18 protein-coding genes and 1 riboswitch are annotated in these 13853 nt (G+C 68.9%); of the genes, 9 read left to right on the plus strand and 9 right to left on the minus strand.

Going from position 1 to position 13853, the window contains the following annotated elements:
* Positions 1 to 47 precede the first annotated feature (47 nt).
* Positions 48 to 299, minus strand: coding sequence for a hypothetical protein (locus tag ACN27F_RS09420; protein WP_421432516.1), 252 nt, complete (start codon positions 297 to 299; stop codon positions 48 to 50).
* A 52-nt stretch (positions 300 to 351) separates the two neighbouring features.
* On the minus strand, positions 352 to 1506 hold the full coding sequence (locus ACN27F_RS09425) for an alkaline phosphatase PhoX (RefSeq protein WP_421432519.1): 1155 nt from the start codon (positions 1504 to 1506) through the stop codon (positions 352 to 354).
* A 333-nt stretch (positions 1507 to 1839) separates the two neighbouring features.
* Between ACN27F_RS09425 and ACN27F_RS09430 the strand changes: the two genes are divergently transcribed.
* On the plus strand, positions 1840 to 2922 hold the full coding sequence (locus ACN27F_RS09430) for a 3-deoxy-7-phosphoheptulonate synthase (protein ID WP_421432522.1): 1083 nt from the start codon (positions 1840 to 1842) through the stop codon (positions 2920 to 2922).
* Between the two features lie 52 nt (positions 2923 to 2974).
* On the opposite strand, the gene ACN27F_RS09435 is transcribed toward ACN27F_RS09430, so the two are convergent.
* Entirely contained in the window at positions 2975 to 3265 is a 291-nt protein-coding gene (locus ACN27F_RS09435; RefSeq protein ID WP_421432524.1) for a GlsB/YeaQ/YmgE family stress response membrane protein, read from the minus strand.
* A 379-nt stretch (positions 3266 to 3644) separates the two neighbouring features.
* Between ACN27F_RS09435 and ACN27F_RS09440 the strand changes: the two genes are divergently transcribed.
* Positions 3645 to 3857 carry a hypothetical protein gene (locus ACN27F_RS09440; RefSeq protein WP_421432527.1) on the plus strand — a complete coding sequence of 71 codons (213 nt, stop codon included), beginning with the start codon at positions 3645 to 3647 and terminating at the stop codon, positions 3855 to 3857.
* 5 nt (positions 3858 to 3862) lie between these two features.
* Positions 3863 to 4075 carry a hypothetical protein gene (locus tag ACN27F_RS09445; protein ID WP_421432530.1) on the plus strand — a complete coding sequence of 71 codons (213 nt, stop codon included), beginning with the start codon at positions 3863 to 3865 and terminating at the stop codon, positions 4073 to 4075.
* Between the two features lie 25 nt (positions 4076 to 4100).
* On the opposite strand, the gene ACN27F_RS09450 is transcribed toward ACN27F_RS09445, so the two are convergent.
* Together ACN27F_RS09450 and ACN27F_RS09455 are read right to left on the minus strand one after the other, a co-directional pair.
* On the minus strand, positions 4101 to 4433 hold the full coding sequence (locus ACN27F_RS09450) for a hypothetical protein (protein WP_421432532.1): 333 nt from the start codon (positions 4431 to 4433) through the stop codon (positions 4101 to 4103).
* Positions 4434 to 4436: 3 nt separating this feature from the next.
* The gene (locus ACN27F_RS09455; RefSeq protein WP_421432534.1) at positions 4437 to 4778 is read right to left on the minus strand and encodes a DUF6158 family protein; all 342 of its coding nucleotides are present in this window, start codon (positions 4776 to 4778) and stop codon (positions 4437 to 4439) included.
* 196 nt (positions 4779 to 4974) lie between these two features.
* Here ACN27F_RS09455 and ACN27F_RS09460 point away from each other — a divergent pair, with 196 nt between their 5' ends.
* Positions 4975 to 5430: a hypothetical protein gene (locus tag ACN27F_RS09460; RefSeq protein ID WP_421432536.1), complete on the plus strand. Its 456-nt coding sequence runs from the start codon at positions 4975 to 4977 to the stop codon at positions 5428 to 5430.
* A gap of 71 nt (positions 5431 to 5501) precedes the next feature.
* Complete coding sequence (locus tag ACN27F_RS09465; protein WP_421432538.1) at positions 5502 to 5831, plus strand: DUF3817 domain-containing protein; 330 nt, start codon at positions 5502 to 5504, stop codon at positions 5829 to 5831.
* A gap of 186 nt (positions 5832 to 6017) precedes the next feature.
* On the opposite strand, the gene ACN27F_RS09470 is transcribed toward ACN27F_RS09465, so the two are convergent.
* Positions 6018 to 6212 (minus strand): DUF397 domain-containing protein, encoded by a 195-nt coding sequence (locus ACN27F_RS09470; protein WP_421440077.1) that lies wholly within the window; start codon positions 6210 to 6212, stop codon positions 6018 to 6020.
* Between the two features lie 295 nt (positions 6213 to 6507).
* On the opposite strand from ACN27F_RS09470, the gene ACN27F_RS09475 reads away from it, so the two are divergent.
* Positions 6508 to 7389: a helix-turn-helix domain-containing protein gene (locus ACN27F_RS09475; protein WP_421432541.1), complete on the plus strand. Its 882-nt coding sequence runs from the start codon at positions 6508 to 6510 to the stop codon at positions 7387 to 7389.
* A gap of 6 nt (positions 7390 to 7395) precedes the next feature.
* Here the strand turns inward: ACN27F_RS09475 and ACN27F_RS09480 are convergent, their stop codons facing one another.
* The gene (locus ACN27F_RS09480) at positions 7396 to 8082 is read right to left on the minus strand and encodes a DUF6232 family protein (RefSeq protein WP_421432543.1); all 687 of its coding nucleotides are present in this window, start codon (positions 8080 to 8082) and stop codon (positions 7396 to 7398) included.
* A gap of 419 nt (positions 8083 to 8501) precedes the next feature.
* Positions 8502 to 8630, plus strand: a riboswitch (cyclic di-AMP (ydaO/yuaA leader).
* A gap of 10 nt (positions 8631 to 8640) precedes the next feature.
* Between ACN27F_RS09480 and ACN27F_RS09485 the strand changes: the two genes are divergently transcribed.
* A complete protein-coding gene (locus ACN27F_RS09485; protein WP_421432546.1) occupies positions 8641 to 9600 on the plus strand; it encodes an NlpC/P60 family protein in 960 nt (319 codons plus the stop codon).
* Between the two features lie 85 nt (positions 9601 to 9685).
* On the opposite strand, the gene ACN27F_RS09490 is transcribed toward ACN27F_RS09485, so the two are convergent.
* Positions 9686 to 10615, minus strand: coding sequence for a sigma-70 family RNA polymerase sigma factor (locus ACN27F_RS09490; RefSeq protein WP_421432549.1), 930 nt, complete (start codon positions 10613 to 10615; stop codon positions 9686 to 9688).
* A 768-nt stretch (positions 10616 to 11383) separates the two neighbouring features.
* On the opposite strand from ACN27F_RS09490, the gene ACN27F_RS09495 reads away from it, so the two are divergent.
* Both ACN27F_RS09495 and ACN27F_RS09500 read left to right on the plus strand, forming a co-directional pair.
* Complete coding sequence (locus ACN27F_RS09495; RefSeq protein WP_421432551.1) at positions 11384 to 12067, plus strand: SDR family NAD(P)-dependent oxidoreductase; 684 nt, start codon at positions 11384 to 11386, stop codon at positions 12065 to 12067.
* Between the two features lie 64 nt (positions 12068 to 12131).
* Complete coding sequence (locus ACN27F_RS09500) at positions 12132 to 13025, plus strand: IS982 family transposase (protein ID WP_421432554.1); 894 nt, start codon at positions 12132 to 12134, stop codon at positions 13023 to 13025.
* A gap of 66 nt (positions 13026 to 13091) precedes the next feature.
* On the opposite strand, the gene ACN27F_RS09505 is transcribed toward ACN27F_RS09500, so the two are convergent.
* On the minus strand, positions 13092 to 13769 hold the full coding sequence (locus tag ACN27F_RS09505; RefSeq protein ID WP_421432557.1) for a dTMP kinase: 678 nt from the start codon (positions 13767 to 13769) through the stop codon (positions 13092 to 13094).
* Positions 13770 to 13853: the final 84 nt, after the last annotated feature.

The raw sequence follows: 13853 nt of genomic DNA on the forward strand, positions 1-13853 counted from the left end.
GTTAGCCGATGCGGACAGACCGCGACCGCACCGGCCCGGCCCGGTCGTCAGTCCGGCGGTTCGACCACCGGTACGGGCCGCGCGCCGCAGTGCTCCCGCACGGCGACTGCGTCCGGGCCCGCCACGCGCTGATCGGACTCGTCGAGGATCGCGGCGGCCTGGCGCACCGGATCGTCGCTGCCGGCCGCCGCCTCCTCGGGCAGCAGGTGGCCGGCGCGCGAGTCGATCCGATCCGCCTCGGGATCCGCGACAGGCTCGGTGACCGGGTCCGGCCCGGTCCGGGATTCGTTGGGATGCATGTCGGATGCCGTTACCCGCTACCGCGTCCGACTACGCCTGGCCGCCCGCGGGTCAGGACCGGAAGGGGCCCCGGACCTCGTAGGTGATCCCGCCGGAGGAGGCACCGGAGGTGCCCCGCTGGGAGGAGAAGTAGAGCCGGGAGCCGTCCGGGGAGAACGCCGGACCGCATATCTCCGACGACGACTGGCCGCCGATCCGCAGGAACGGCGCCACCCGTTCGTCCGGTGTGATGAGGCAGATCTCCATGTTGCCGCCGTCCTCGGCCACGTACAGGTCGCCGCCGTGCGATCCGGTGATGTTGTCGACCCCGGTCAGCGGCGGGGTGCCGGACACCAGCGAGTCGTCGTAGGCCAGGTCGATCCGTTGGTTCACCGCGTCGTACGCCCACACCCGGTTGTCGCCCTTGGTGGTGAACCAGCAGACGCCGTCGGCATAGTGGCAGCCTTCGCCACCGTTGAACCGTTTCGCACCGGAAACCTGGTCACGGGTCAGGGCCGGGCTGCCGTCCGGGTCGGGCACCTGGGCCCAGCTCACCGGCCCACTCGTGCCGGTGCCGGCGACCAGCACCTCCAGGACACCGGTGGACAGATCTGCCCAGGTGCTCGGGCGGAACCGGTAGAAGCAGCCGTTGGTCTCGTCCTCGGTCAGGTAGATCACCCGGCGGACCGGATCCGCGGCTGCGGCCTCGTGGCAGAACCGGCCCATGGCGGACCGGCGGACCGCGACGGTGCCGCCGAGCGGGTCGGTTTCGAAGACGTACCCGCGATTGACCTCCTCACAGGACAGCCAGGTGCCCCACGGCATCGCCCCGCCGGCACAGTTGCGGTTGGTGCCGGACAGGATCCGGTACGCCGAGGCGATGCCGCCGTCGGCGGTGAACCGGATCGCCGACGCGCCGCCGGTGATGGAGATCTCCGAGTTGGACACGTAGACCCAGCCGGAGCCGGCGGCGAAGCACGCGCCCCCGTCCGGCGCGTCGTGCCAGCGGTACGAGGTCGATCCGACCCGCTGACGGGATCGGGCGACGATCCGGCTGGTGAAGCCGCCGGGCAACGCGATGCCGTTGGCGTCGGGGCTGCCCAGCGGGCCGTACGGGCCGGTGCCGGGCTGGGCCGGGGCAGCGAACGCACCGGTCCAGAGGCTGCCGGAGAAGGTGACCGCTCCGGCGGCGACGACGCTGGTGCGCAGCAGGGTACGACGGTCCATCCCGACCTCCACATGGATTGGCCTAGGTCGATGACGCTAAACGCTCCCGGTGACCACAGATATCGACCAGAGTTAACAGGCGACGAGGAACCGGCGACGTCCGGCGACGGCGGCCGGCCGAGCATCCGGTACACTGAGCGCCGTGGTGCATACGTATCGATGGTTTAGGCGGCCGGCCCTGGTGCCGGTGACTCGGCCTTGACCTGACGTCACCCACCAGAGCCGGCCAAGGGCAGGGCAGCAAGCCCCTGCCCTTTTCCATGCCCCACGAGCAGCCGGCTCTGGCCTGGGGAACGCCGGCCCCCAGCGCAACCGGCGAAAGGAAACCCCACGATGATCCCCACCGGACGTGTCACCGACCAACGGATCGACCGGGTGGTCCCGCTAACCACCCCAGCGCTGCTGCATCACGAACTGCCGCTCGACGAGGAACTGGCCACGCGGGTCCTGCACGGCCGAAATCGGGTCGCCGACGTGCTGGACGGACGGGACGACCGTCTGCTGGTCGTGGTCGGTCCCTGTTCGGTGCACGACCCGGCCGCCGCGTTGGAGTACGCCCACCTGCTGGCCGCGCAGGCCGAACGGCTCGCCGACGACCTGTTGATCGTGATGCGGGTCTACTTCGAGAAGCCTCGCTCCACGGTCGGCTGGAAGGGCCTGATCAACGATCCCCGGCTGGACGGGTCCGGTGACGTCAACTCGGGTCTGCGGATCGCCCGCTCGTTGCTGCTGGAGGTGCTGCGCACCGGTCTGCCGGTCGGCTGCGAGTTCCTCGACCCGATCACGCCGCAGTACATCGCCGACACCGTCGCGTGGGGCGCGATCGGCGCCCGTACGGTGGAAAGCCAGGTGCACCGCCAGCTCGCCTCCGGGCTGTCCATGCCAATCGGCATGAAGAACCGACCGGACGGCAGCGTCGCGACGGCGGTGGACGCGATCCGGGCGGCCGCCGTACCGCATGTCTTCCCCGGCATCGACCTGTCGGGGACCCCGGCGATCCTGCACACCCGGGGCAATTCCGACTGTCACCTGGTGCTACGCGGCGGCGCCGACAAGCCCAACTACGACGCCGAATCCGTGGCCGGCGCGTTGGCGCTGCTACGTACCGCAGATCTGCCCGAGCGGCTGGTCGTCGACGCGAGCCACGGCAACAGCGGCAAGGACCACCGCCGCCAGCCGCTGGTGGTCGCCGACCTCGCCGCCCAGCTCGCCGCCGGGCAGCGTGGTCTGACCGGGGTGATGCTGGAGTCGTTCCTGGTGCCTGGGCGTCAGGACCTGGATCCGACCCGCGAGTTGGTGCCCGGGCAGTCGATCACCGATGCCTGCCTCGGCTGGGAGCAGACCGCCGAGGTGCTGCAGCGGCTGGCCGTTGCGGTGGGCGAGCGTCGGACGACGCTCGCCGCGGCACCATGGTGATGCCGTCGACGTCACGGTGATGCCGCCGGTCGCCGCAGGTTCCGCTGACGCGTCAGCGGGTGGCGCGGCCCGGCGCGTCGGTCGGCCGGTGCCCCGCCACCCTGGCGGCGATCCACACGAAGAAGACCGCGAGAGCCACCTGGATCGCGTGCCGCAACCAGTCGACACCAGCCGTCTCGCCGATCCCGAGCCAGGCGGCTATCACCCCGCCCAACAGGGCCGCGGCGATGCCGACGCCGATGGTGAGCCAGATCGAGATGTTCTGGCGGCCGGGCAGCAGCAGCCGCCCCAACGCGCCGATGACCGCGCCGGCGATGAGCGCCCACAGGATGGTGCCGATCATGATTCCACCTCCTCGACCGAGGGTAGGTGCGCTGGCCGACGCAGGAGGCCGAACACGGATGCCCGCAGGGTGAGTCACCCGGGCCAGGTACCGGACCGCCCCGCGACCCTGGAGGGTCGCGGGGCGGTCCGGCGCCGGCACGCAGGTCGCCTCTCGGCGAGTGGCACGACGCGGCTCCAGCCGGACGGTATTCCGCGAGGGCGATATTTGGTGAGGCCCGGGGACACTGGACGTGCCGACGTCCTACTCAACCACACGCCGGGCAGCGGTGTTCCCGCCCAGGCGTGGTGTCGATCACCACCGCAGCTCGATCACCACCGCAGCTCGATCACCACGGCGACCGGCGTTTGGTGGTCGTCGGCCCGGGTAGCAGGCATGGGTGACCGATGAACCGTCCCGGGCCGGGCTGTACGAACTGCTCGACGACATCTACCTGGGCAAGGAACGGGTCAGCCGGGCGGAGATCGCCCGTCGGGCCGTCGCCGCTGACCTACCGGCAGATCTACTGACCAGGATCAGCGCCCTACCCGAAGGTGAGTACGCCCAGGACGAGGCCGAGGAAGTCCTGCACCAGCCGAGGGAAGGCAGCTGACGAGGATGGCCGACGACGACTCCGACCGCAAGCAGCCAAGGCCGGCACTCGGTCAGACTCCGACCGGCCAGGCACCCGACGACGACGCCGACTTCGCCGGTGAGCACGACGACACCGCGGTGGCGAAGGACATCATCGAAGGCACGGACTCCGACCGTGAGCCGGAGACGCCACGCGGTTGGTCCGGGCTCGAACGGCCCGGCCTCACGGTCAACTGAGCCGACTGAGCCGTTGAGCCAGACGTCAGCCTGCGTTGAGGTTGTCGGAGATCGCCCGGACCAGGCTGGTCAGCGTTTCGTCCGCGATCCGGATGAGCTGCTCGTGCGGCAGGTCGGCATCCAGCTCCAAGCTGACCATCGCGCCGCCGGCCTGCACCGGATGTACCTGCACCGCGGCCGACCACGGCCCGTGCGGGGCCCGCCAGCGCGCCCGCAGGCCGTCGCCGCGCGTGCGTTGGGCGCGGGCGCTGTGCCGCAGGGGAGCCGGCAGCCACGCCGTACGTCGATCCGGGTCGGTGGCCGTGTCGAAAGCTACTTCGGGAGGCACCGACACCCCGCGTTCGACGGACGCAGCCACCGCTCACCGCCCCTCGCGCAACCGGGCCGGGTCGACTTCCCGGCCGGGATTGCGGGTGAGGTATTCGGTCTCCAGATCGGCCGTGCGGTGCAGATGGTTCGCGAGCGCCGCATCGGTGCCGTGCCGCAAGGTGTCCAGCCGGGTACGGTGCAGGCTGCCCATCTCGCGCAGCAGGTCGTCGTCGGTCAACGCGATCGGGTCGATGCCGGTTTCCGGGCCGCCGCCCGCACCGCCAGCGTCCCCAGCGTCACCGTCCCCGCCGACCGGGACCTGGCCGGGTCGTGGTTCGAACGGAGTGCCGGCCGCCGCTGGCGTGTAGTCGCCGTACCGTGCCGAGTCAGTCATCGGGGCCTCCGGGGAGTCGATGAGGCGTTCTCCGGCTGGTTTCCCCGACCGCCGGTCGGCAAACTTCCCAGAGCCCGCAGCCACGACCCCCTGGTGCCCGGAGCGTTCCGCTTCGTATCGGGCTCGCCGTCGTGGTATCGGATTCACCTACGACAGCTCGTCGGAGAGCCCGGTCGGACGCCGGTACGCTTCGTGCATGCGGCAGCTGTGGTCCCCAGCCTGGATCCTGCGTCATCTCGGCGCGGTAGTGCTGGTTGCGGGCTTTCTCGGGCTGGGCTGGTGGCAGATCAGCCGAGCCGCTGCCGGCAATACGCTAAGTTGGGCGTACGCGGTCGAATGGCCGGTCTTTGCTGGTTTCGTGGTGTTCGTCTGGGTCCGTGAAATGCGTCTGGCGACCCGGCAGGCCGCACCGGCCGGGTCGGCTGAGTCCGCCGGATCGGCCGGGTCCGCCGGATCAACCGAGGCGACTGGAGTTGGCGTGGCCGAGGCGGCGAACGACGCAGAGCCGGCCATCGGCCGGCCGATCCGCACCCGATCGATGCTCACCACGCCTGTCACGGGCACCGACGACCCCGAGTTGGCCGCGTACAACCGCTACCTGGCCTGGCTCAACGCCAATCCACAAGCCCGGGCAAGCGAGTATCCCGGCTGACCGTCCACGTCCCGGGACAGCTCCGAGCCCGGCAAGAATCCGGGCGCGGGCCCGGCAAGGAAGGGAAGACGATGTCTGGCGCTCTCACCCGGTACCGCCTGATCGCGTACGTGGTCGGGGTGGTGCTGATCGTGCTGATGGTGATCGGCATGCCGATGAAGTACTTCTTCGGCGAACCGGTCGTGGTGGAGACCGTCGGCCCGGCCCATGGTTTCCTCTATATGGTCTATCTGGTAGCAGCCTTCGACCTTGCCCGCCGGGCCAACTGGTCCCTGAGCCGGATCCTGGCGATCATGCTGGCCGGTACCGTGCCGTTCGTCTCGTTCTACGCCGAACGGGTGGTCACCCGCTGGGTACACCAGGCCAAGCAGGGACAACCGCAGACCGCCGTCAGTGGCTGACTGAGCCCGGCGGAGCACCGGTCTGCCGGCATCGCGGAAACGTTCCGGTGCCGAATCCGCCCGAATCAGCCCTGATTCGGGCGGATTCGCGGCGGGCGGCACGCGCTGGGCGGACCCTCCCGGTCCGGCCCAGCGCCGCTTCGGCCCAGCGCCGCTTCGCACCCGACGCCAGCGGAGCAACCGGTGCTACGACCGGCCCACCGGTCCGGCTGCGGTGAGCCGGGCCACGAAGGCCGTCCAGGCCGGGGCCGAGAACTCCAGGTGTACGTCGGGCTCGGTCGAGTTGCGTACCCCGACCGCCCGGCCGATCGCGGCGACTTCGACGCATGTCGTCGCCTCGCAACGACGGCTCTTGCGCCACGCCGGACCAGCAGTGTCCATCCCAGTCAACCCAGACTCCTTATAGGAATATTTCAGTAAATTTGCCATCAGAGCACGCAGGCAATCGGGCGGACTGTACCAGTCGCGATCTTGGACTCAGCGGGACGGGTACATCCCGCGGACGGTTACCACACAACAAGGGGCCAGCCGTCCATACCAGACCAGATGTGGTCGGTGTAGCGTGCAATCAGGTAGCAGCTAGCCAGGTGGCATTCTGCTGGCAGATCGCTCTTCCTGGCGGTTCACCCACCGGGCTGCCCCCGCTTGGAGCCGGTTCACTTCCCCGGAGCGTTCCATGCCTGCCCGACATGAGGGTCCGACCATCGGGCGTCGGCGCCTGCGCGCCGTATTGCGACGCGCACGCGAAGCCGCCGACCTGACCCAGGACTACGTCGCCCGGCAGATGGACTGGTCGCTGTCGAAGCTGATCCGCATCGAGTCCGGCTCGGTGAGCATCTCCACCAACGACGTCAAGGCGTTGCTGGACCTCTACGGCGTACGTGATCACCAGCAGGTGCAGGAATTGGTGGAGCTCGCCCGGGCCGCCCGGCGGCGGGCCTGGTGGAGCAGCTACAAGGATCAAGTGCCACCGGCGTACGCCGCGTACATCGGGCTGGAGGCAGAAGCAAGCGCGTTGCAGTACTTCCAGCCGATCAGCTTTCCCGGCCTGCTCCAGACCGAGGCGTACGCCCGAGCGGTCATCCCGGCCGACGGGCCGCACCACGTGCCCGCGGCGGAGATCGAAGGGCGGGTGCAGATCCGGCTGGCACGCCAGCATGAGGTGCTCTACGGCGCAGACCCGCCGGACATCGAGGTGATCCTCGACGAGGCCGCACTGCGGCGGATGACCGGCGGGCCGCGGGTACTTCGGGAACAACTTCAGCACGTGGCCAAGATGTGCGAGAGCACGCACATCACCGTACGGGTGCTGCCGTTCACCGCCGGCAGCAACACCATCCTCGGACCGTTCGTCATCCTGCGCTTCGCTGAGCAGGCCGAAACCGACGACGTGGTCTATGTCGAGAGCGCGCTGGTCGAAGAAATCGTCGACCGGCCGGCCGACGTCCAGTCGTACCAGCACGTCTTCGACCGGCTCAGGGCCGACTCGCTTCCGCCGGCCGAGTCACTGGCGCTGCTGCACCGCACCGCCCGCCAACTTGACGAACGTCCGGCGTAGTGACGGTCACGGCCGGCCAGGCAGCCACGGCTCGATGGTGATCACCGGATCCTTGGCCCTCGCCAGCCGGGACGCCTCCTGCGCCCGCATCACCGCTCGGCGCACCTGCCCGAACTGGCGCTCCTCGTCACTGCTGAACAGCAGCTTCCACGTCTGCTGGTGACGGCCCCACAGCTCGTACGGGCGGGGCCGTAGCCGATCGCCGAGCCAGGCCAGGCCGACCGGGACGAACGCGGCGACGAACAGGGCCAGGTAGGCACCGGCGCTGACCTCGTCCAAGCCTCGGGTGAACCCGATCACCAGCGCGATCCCGGCCAGCATCACCGCGACGAGAGCCACCGCCCGGGCGGTGATCCGGTCCCGGGCCCCCCGGGCGATACGCAACTGCGCGATGTCACGGATGGCGTAACGCTGACCGGCGACGACGAACCAGTCCCGGGTGACGCGGATGCCAGGCTGACGGTAGTACGCCGGTAGGCCGTCCGATCCACCGTTGCCCCGGCCGACCGACGCGGCCCCGGCCACGGGCTGCTGTCCGTATGTCGCGGCCCGGCTGTTGCGCGTCGCCGGCGCCGGGTAGGTCGATGGGGTTGCCGGGACGGTCGCCGGCGGGGGGTTCCACCCGCGAGGGCGGCTGGCGTCGCGCATCGGCGGGGATCCACGCAACGACGGGGTCTGGCGAGTAGCACGCATAGCGGCCTCCGAAGGGCTTGTGCGGCGCTGACCTTGCGGGTCCATTGTGCAAACAGCGAGCTACTCGATGGAAGATGAGCAATCTGCCACCTAGCAGAATGCCGTACGGCAGGACGCATCCTGGACGCCAATTGGAGGCTTTACGGGTAATTTGTCAGAGTTACCCGCCGGCAGCAACTGCCTCAACTTACTAAAGCGACAATTTGGTCTTGGATCACGGTAACACCTCGAGTCGATACTTTCCGTTACCAAGATGTCTCACCGACCCGTCGCAATGTCGTTAATCACGATCACGCTACTTTCCGGTCACAAGCGTTACGGCTAAATTGGTTCCGCTGGTCCGGTCGCCAGTCACCGACAGTGGTGACGCCGGTCCGGTGCCGCCGAATCATTCACGACAGAGATTACGTTCAGTAATCAAATTGTGATCGACTGTCAGTGACTCGGGGACCCACCGAGCATCTGGGGTGAATCCGCGTCCGACGCGGTAGGGCGATCTTCCCGCCCGAATCCGTCAGCTAACCCGGGAGGCGGCGATGGAAGAAGGGTTCTGCGTTCTTGTCATCAGCGCGGATTCTGCTGCGCACCCTCACGCTGGCCGGCGTGGTCCTCGGCTTGGTCGTACCCGCCGCCGCGGCCTCCGCCCAGCCCAGCGTCAGCGAACTCACGCAGCAGATCAACGAGGAATCGGCCGAGTTGGCAAAGGTCGTCGAGTCGTACAACCGGCTCCGTGAGGAGGCCAAGGCGACCCGGGCGGCAGCCGAGAAGATCAACTCCCAGCTCGGCCCGTTGGAGGCCGAGCTGGCCCGGGCAGAGACGGAAGTCGGGCAGATCGCGATCACGGCATACAAATCCGGCGGCCTGAGCACCGCCAGCGCACTACTCGACGGGACATCCGGCAGCTTCGTCGACCGGCTGGGCACCCTGGACCACCTGGCCCGCGACCGGCAGCAGCGGCTCACCAGCTTCACCGACACCCAGCTGACCTACCTGGCTGAGCAGGAGAAGCTGCAGGCGGCGCTCAAGAAGCAGGATGCCCAGGTGAAGGAGCTGGCCGACCGTAAGAAGCAGATCGAAGCCGACATCGACGAGCTGATGGCCAAGCGGGAGCAGGCCTACGGCACCGCGACCGAGACCGGTTCGTCGTACACCGGACCTGTGCCGTCGGTCTCCGGCGCCGCCGGCACGGCGGTCGAGTTCGCCTACGGAGCCATCGGCAAGCCGTACGTCTGGGCCGCCGACGGTCCCAACGGCTACGACTGTTCGGGCTTGACCCTCGCTGCCTGGCGGGCGGCCGGCAAGAGCCTGCCGCACAACGCCGCGATGCAGTGGGACGTGGTCGCCAAGATCGACCGTGGTTCTCTACAGCCGGGTGACCTGGTGTTCTACAGCAACCTCAACCACGTCGGGCTGTACGTCGGCAGCGGCAAGGTGATCCATGCACCGACTTTCGGTCGCGCCGTCGAATTGGCCAGCGTGGACATGATGACCCCGTACGGCTACGGCAGGGTGCGCTGACGCCGTCTGCGCCGTCCCCTGGGACACCGGTGGCCGGCGTCTCCTACTGGCAGGAGACGCCGGCCACCGTCATCATGGGCTCGGCTCAGGCGGCCTGCAGACCTTCGGCCCGGGCCAGCTCGCGGAGCCGGCCGAGCGCCTGGATCTCCAGCTGCCGGATCCGCTCGCGCGACAACGAGAACCGCGAGGCCACCTCGGTGAGCGAGTGCTCCCGCCCGTCCTCCAGTCCGTAGCGCGCCCGCATGATGCCGGCCGACCGGTCGTCCAGGTGGTTGAGCAGGCCCTCGATACGCTGGCGTTCCAGCCCGGTGAGCACGATGTCCTCGGGTGAGGGTGCGTCGCTGTCGGCGACGAGGTCGCCGAGATTGGTGTCACCGTCGTCGCCGACCGGCGTGTCGAGTGAGACCGTGTCCTGCGACCAACGCACCAGCTCGTGCACCCGCTCCACCGGCACGCCGAGCGCGGTGGCGATCTGCTCGGGCTCCGGGTCCGAGCCGAGCTCCCGGGTCAACTGACGGGCGACGTTGCGCATCCGGTTGACGTCCTCGACCAGGTGCACCGGCAGCCGGACGGTCCGCTCCTGCTGGGCGATCGCCCGGCTGATCGCCTGCCGGATCCACCAGGTCGCGTACGTGGAGAACTTGAAGCCACGCTCGTAGTCGAACTTCTCGACCGCCCGGACCAGACCTGTGTTGCCCTCCTGGATCAGGTCCAGCATCGGCATGCCGGAGCGCACGTAGCGGCGGGCGATCGACACCACCAGTCGCAGGTTGGCCCGGATGAACAGGTCCTTGGCCCGCTCACCCTCGAACACGAGACGCTCCAGTTCCTCCCGGCTGACCCCGGCGCGCGGGGTGCCCTGGTCCAGCAGGTACTCCGCGTACAGGCCGGCCTCGATCGCCCTGGAGAGTTCGACTTCCCGTGCGGCGTCGAGCAACGGCGTCCGGGAGATCTCATGCAGGTAGACACCGACCAGGTCCCGCTCCTCGGCGACCTCGTCGGTACGCAAAGTCATCGTCTTCTCCACGTTGCCCACGGCCCCCTCGTTTACCCCACTTGCTCTGTCACCTGCGGTGCGCATCTCCATCAGCCTCTCCCCCGTCACGTCCACCTTCCGGTCCGACGTACTGTTGTCTTGGTGGTGCGGCCGGCCGGCGCCGACATCTACACAACAGTTGAGACGCATCAGGGATTCCGTCTCGTGGCTCGAAGCTGACACGATTGCCTGAATAATCGCTGTGAGAAGGATTGGCGTTTCCTGCCAGGCACCCGGATCGTGCGCGGTGACGGCTGCGTCGCCGCGCCGCGACCGGCCGGCTGATCACCGCAACGGCCGCGACCAGCAGGAAGCTTCAAGCTTCCAGCACAGCACGACGGCACTGGGGCCGCAGCGATTCCCGTCACTGTCCCTCCTGCGATCCTCGTCACTGCCTACCGGTTTCGGGTCATGGCCAGGAGTACGGTCTGACCGGGCACCTGGTTCAGCCTCACCCGGCACGTCGGTCTCACCTGGCGACGTCGGTAAAGATCACCGGATGGCTCGCGTACCGTCGACACGATGTCGGAAAGCCGACGCGAGATGTCCGTCTCCGACAGCATTCCCGACCGGTGCGAGCGATTAAACCAAAATCACTTCTCGTCTCAATAGATGCTGAAGCTAGGCAGATCACTAGTAACGGTACAAATCACTAGCAATAGAGTGATGTCGACGGCGTCGCTCCAGGCCCTGCGGCGGGTGGTTCCGGTTGCGGCCGGCGGCCCGACACCGACTACCGTCACGGGTATGAGTGAGCGCACCGTGCTGGTCACCGGCAGCACCGGAGGTCTCGGCCCGACGGTCGTGGACGCCTTCGCCACCGGTGGTTGGCGGGTCGTGTCGACCAGCCGCACCGCCGGCACCGGCACTGTCGCCGCCACCGGCACCACCGCCATCCGCGCCGACCTGACCGATCCCGACCAGGTGAACGAGGTCGTTGCCACCGCCACAGCCGACCCGGCCGCCCCACTACGGGCCGTTGTCAACCTCGTCGGCGGGTACCGAGGGACGGGGGCGATCCATGAGACGCCGATCGACGACTTCGAGCAGATGATGCGAATCAACCTGCGGCCCACGTACTTGACCACCCGGGCCGCGCTGCCGCATCTCGTCGAGGCGGGCGGCGGTTCGGTCGTCTGCGTCTCGTCGCGAGCCGCGCTCGTCCCGTTCGCCGGGGCCGCCGGCTACGTGACCGCCAAGGCTGCGGTACTGGCCTTCGCGGCAGCGGTCGCGGTGGAGTACCGCGCCGCCGGAGTGCGGTGCAACACCGTTGTACCTGCGATGATCGATACGCCGGCCAACCGGCGCAGCCAGCCGGACGCCGACCACGCCAACTGGGTGCGACCCGCCGAGATCGCGCCCGTCATCGTCTTCCTGGCCGGTCCACAGTCCGCACCGACCTCGGGCGCGGTCGTGCCCGTCTACGGCTAGACGAGTAGTTCCGATGTCAGGGGTCGATGTCCGGGCGTGAAGAGAGGGTGTCCAAGATCGTGTTGTGACGCAAGACCTGGACACCCTCCTGACCGCACTGTACGTCAAGATCGACGACACCATCCGCACGCCCCGGTGGCGCGGCAGACCACCGCTGCTGACCGACTCGGAGCTGGTGTGCCTGGCCGTGGCGCAGGTCCTGCTCGGCGCCCGCTCGGAAGCCCACTGGATCCGCTACGCCCGCATCCACCTACGCCCCTGGTTTCCCTACCTGCCACAACGACCCGGCTACAACAAACGGCTCCGCGCCGCGCTACCACTGATCAAGAAGACGATCCGGGCCCTGGCCCGCGACAGTGACTTCTGGTTCGACAACCACTGGATCGTCGACTCTACCCCGGTGCCGTGCGGCATGTCCCGCCCCACCGTGCAACGCTCGGACCTGGCCGGCTGGGCCGGATACGGCTACTGCGCCTCCCACTCCCGGTTCTTCTGGGGACTGCGCCTGTACCTGGTCTGCACCCCGACCGGGATGCCGATCCTGTGGGCTTTGGCCAACCCGAAGCTCGGCGAGCGGGAGGTCCTCACCGCGATGCTGGAGGTCGAGGCCGGTGTCGTCGCCGAACACGACGGCATCCTGCTGATCAGCGACAAGGGCTTCGCGTCCGGACCCTTCGAGCGGAACCTCGCCGACCAGGGCATCACCCTGCTACGCCCGTCCCGCAAGAAGGAGAAGACCCGCCACGGCGAACCGCTGCTCAAGAAGGTCCGCCAGCTGATCGAGTCGGTCAACGACACCCTCAAAGGCCAACTCGACCTTGAACAACACGGCGGCCGGACCTTCACCGGTGTCGCCGTACGCGTCGCTCAACGCCTCCTCGCGATGGCCGCCGCGATCTGGCACAACAACAAGACCGGCGCACCCGTCACCCGGTCACTGATCGCCTACGACCACTGACCGAACTTCGGAACTACTCGTCTAGGGCACCGCTACGTCCCACGCCGGCCGGCCCGGCGGTTGAGGTCAGCCAGCGCCGGCCGGCAGCCACTGGGACAGGTGCTGGCGGATCGACTTCGCCACCTGCGCCGCGCTTCCCCGGGCGTCGATCACCACGAAACCAGCCGACTCGGGCAGCGACTGGTACGCCGCCGCGCTGCGGGCCAGATAGTCCAGCGACTCGCTGTCGGTGCCCCGCGCCTCGATCCGGCGACGGGCCTCGGCCGGCGGCAGCCAGAGCAGAAACGTCACGTCCGGCGCGGGAAAGGCCTGGTACGCCACTCGGGCGACCCGCTCCCACCGGACTGCCCGGTGGGCTCGGATGCTGGCGTACTGGCAAACGGCATAGCGATCCATCACGGCGATCCGCCGACCCGACCCGATCAGTGTCCGCGCGATGGCGAGCCAGCGCAGCAGCGCCTCCAGGAACAGCAGGCCGCCACGGCCGAGGAGCCGCCGCGCGTGCGGCTGCCCGAGCCGTACGGCGAGCCGGTCCATCCAGCGCCGGCCACCCGCGTTGCGGCAGTAGCGAGCCGGTCGCCCGGCCGCGGTCAATGCCTCGGCGAGCAGGTGTGCCTGCGTCGTCTTGCCCGCTCCGTCAATGCCTACCAGAGCGATCCGACGTGGCGTGGGTGCCGGTACGGACGGGGACGACGGTGCCGGCGCGGACGGGCGTCGGGAAGCCTGGGTCGGAGTGGCGAGCACCCTTCCAACGGTAGCGAGCACGCGCACCCCGGCCTGTCACGCGACCGACGGCACGGCGCGCCCAGCGCGAACCGGCACCACCGG

This window comes from Solwaraspora sp. WMMB335, from assembly GCF_049179075.1.
Lineage (GTDB): Bacteria > Actinomycetota > Actinomycetes > Mycobacteriales > Micromonosporaceae > Micromonospora_E.

Coding starts and splice junctions, on each gene's coding strand:
- ACN27F_RS09435 (WP_421432524.1), bottom strand. CDS start 3,265: ATGATCGGCACCATCCTGTGGGCGCTCATCGCCGGCGCGGTCATCGGC.
- ACN27F_RS09480 (WP_421432543.1), bottom strand. CDS start 8,082: ATGCGTGCTACTCGCCAGACCCCGTCGTTGCGTGGATCCCCGCCGATG.
- ACN27F_RS09470 (WP_421440077.1), bottom strand. CDS start 6,212: ATGGACACTGCTGGTCCGGCGTGGCGCAAGAGCCGTCGTTGCGAGGCG.
- ACN27F_RS09445 (WP_421432530.1), top strand. CDS start 3,863: ATGGCCGACGACGACTCCGACCGCAAGCAGCCAAGGCCGGCACTCGGT.
- ACN27F_RS09420 (WP_421432516.1), bottom strand. CDS start 299: ATGCATCCCAACGAATCCCGGACCGGGCCGGACCCGGTCACCGAGCCT.
- ACN27F_RS09465 (WP_421432538.1), top strand. CDS start 5,502: ATGTCTGGCGCTCTCACCCGGTACCGCCTGATCGCGTACGTGGTCGGG.
- ACN27F_RS09490 (WP_421432549.1), bottom strand. CDS start 10,615: ATGACTTTGCGTACCGACGAGGTCGCCGAGGAGCGGGACCTGGTCGGT.
- ACN27F_RS09455 (WP_421432534.1), bottom strand. CDS start 4,778: ATGACTGACTCGGCACGGTACGGCGACTACACGCCAGCGGCGGCCGGC.
- ACN27F_RS09460 (WP_421432536.1), top strand. CDS start 4,975: ATGCGGCAGCTGTGGTCCCCAGCCTGGATCCTGCGTCATCTCGGCGCG.
- ACN27F_RS09495 (WP_421432551.1), top strand. CDS start 11,384: ATGAGTGAGCGCACCGTGCTGGTCACCGGCAGCACCGGAGGTCTCGGC.
- ACN27F_RS09475 (WP_421432541.1), top strand. CDS start 6,508: ATGCCTGCCCGACATGAGGGTCCGACCATCGGGCGTCGGCGCCTGCGC.
- ACN27F_RS09425 (WP_421432519.1), bottom strand. CDS start 1,506: ATGGACCGTCGTACCCTGCTGCGCACCAGCGTCGTCGCCGCCGGAGCG.
- ACN27F_RS09430 (WP_421432522.1), top strand. CDS start 1,840: ATGATCCCCACCGGACGTGTCACCGACCAACGGATCGACCGGGTGGTC.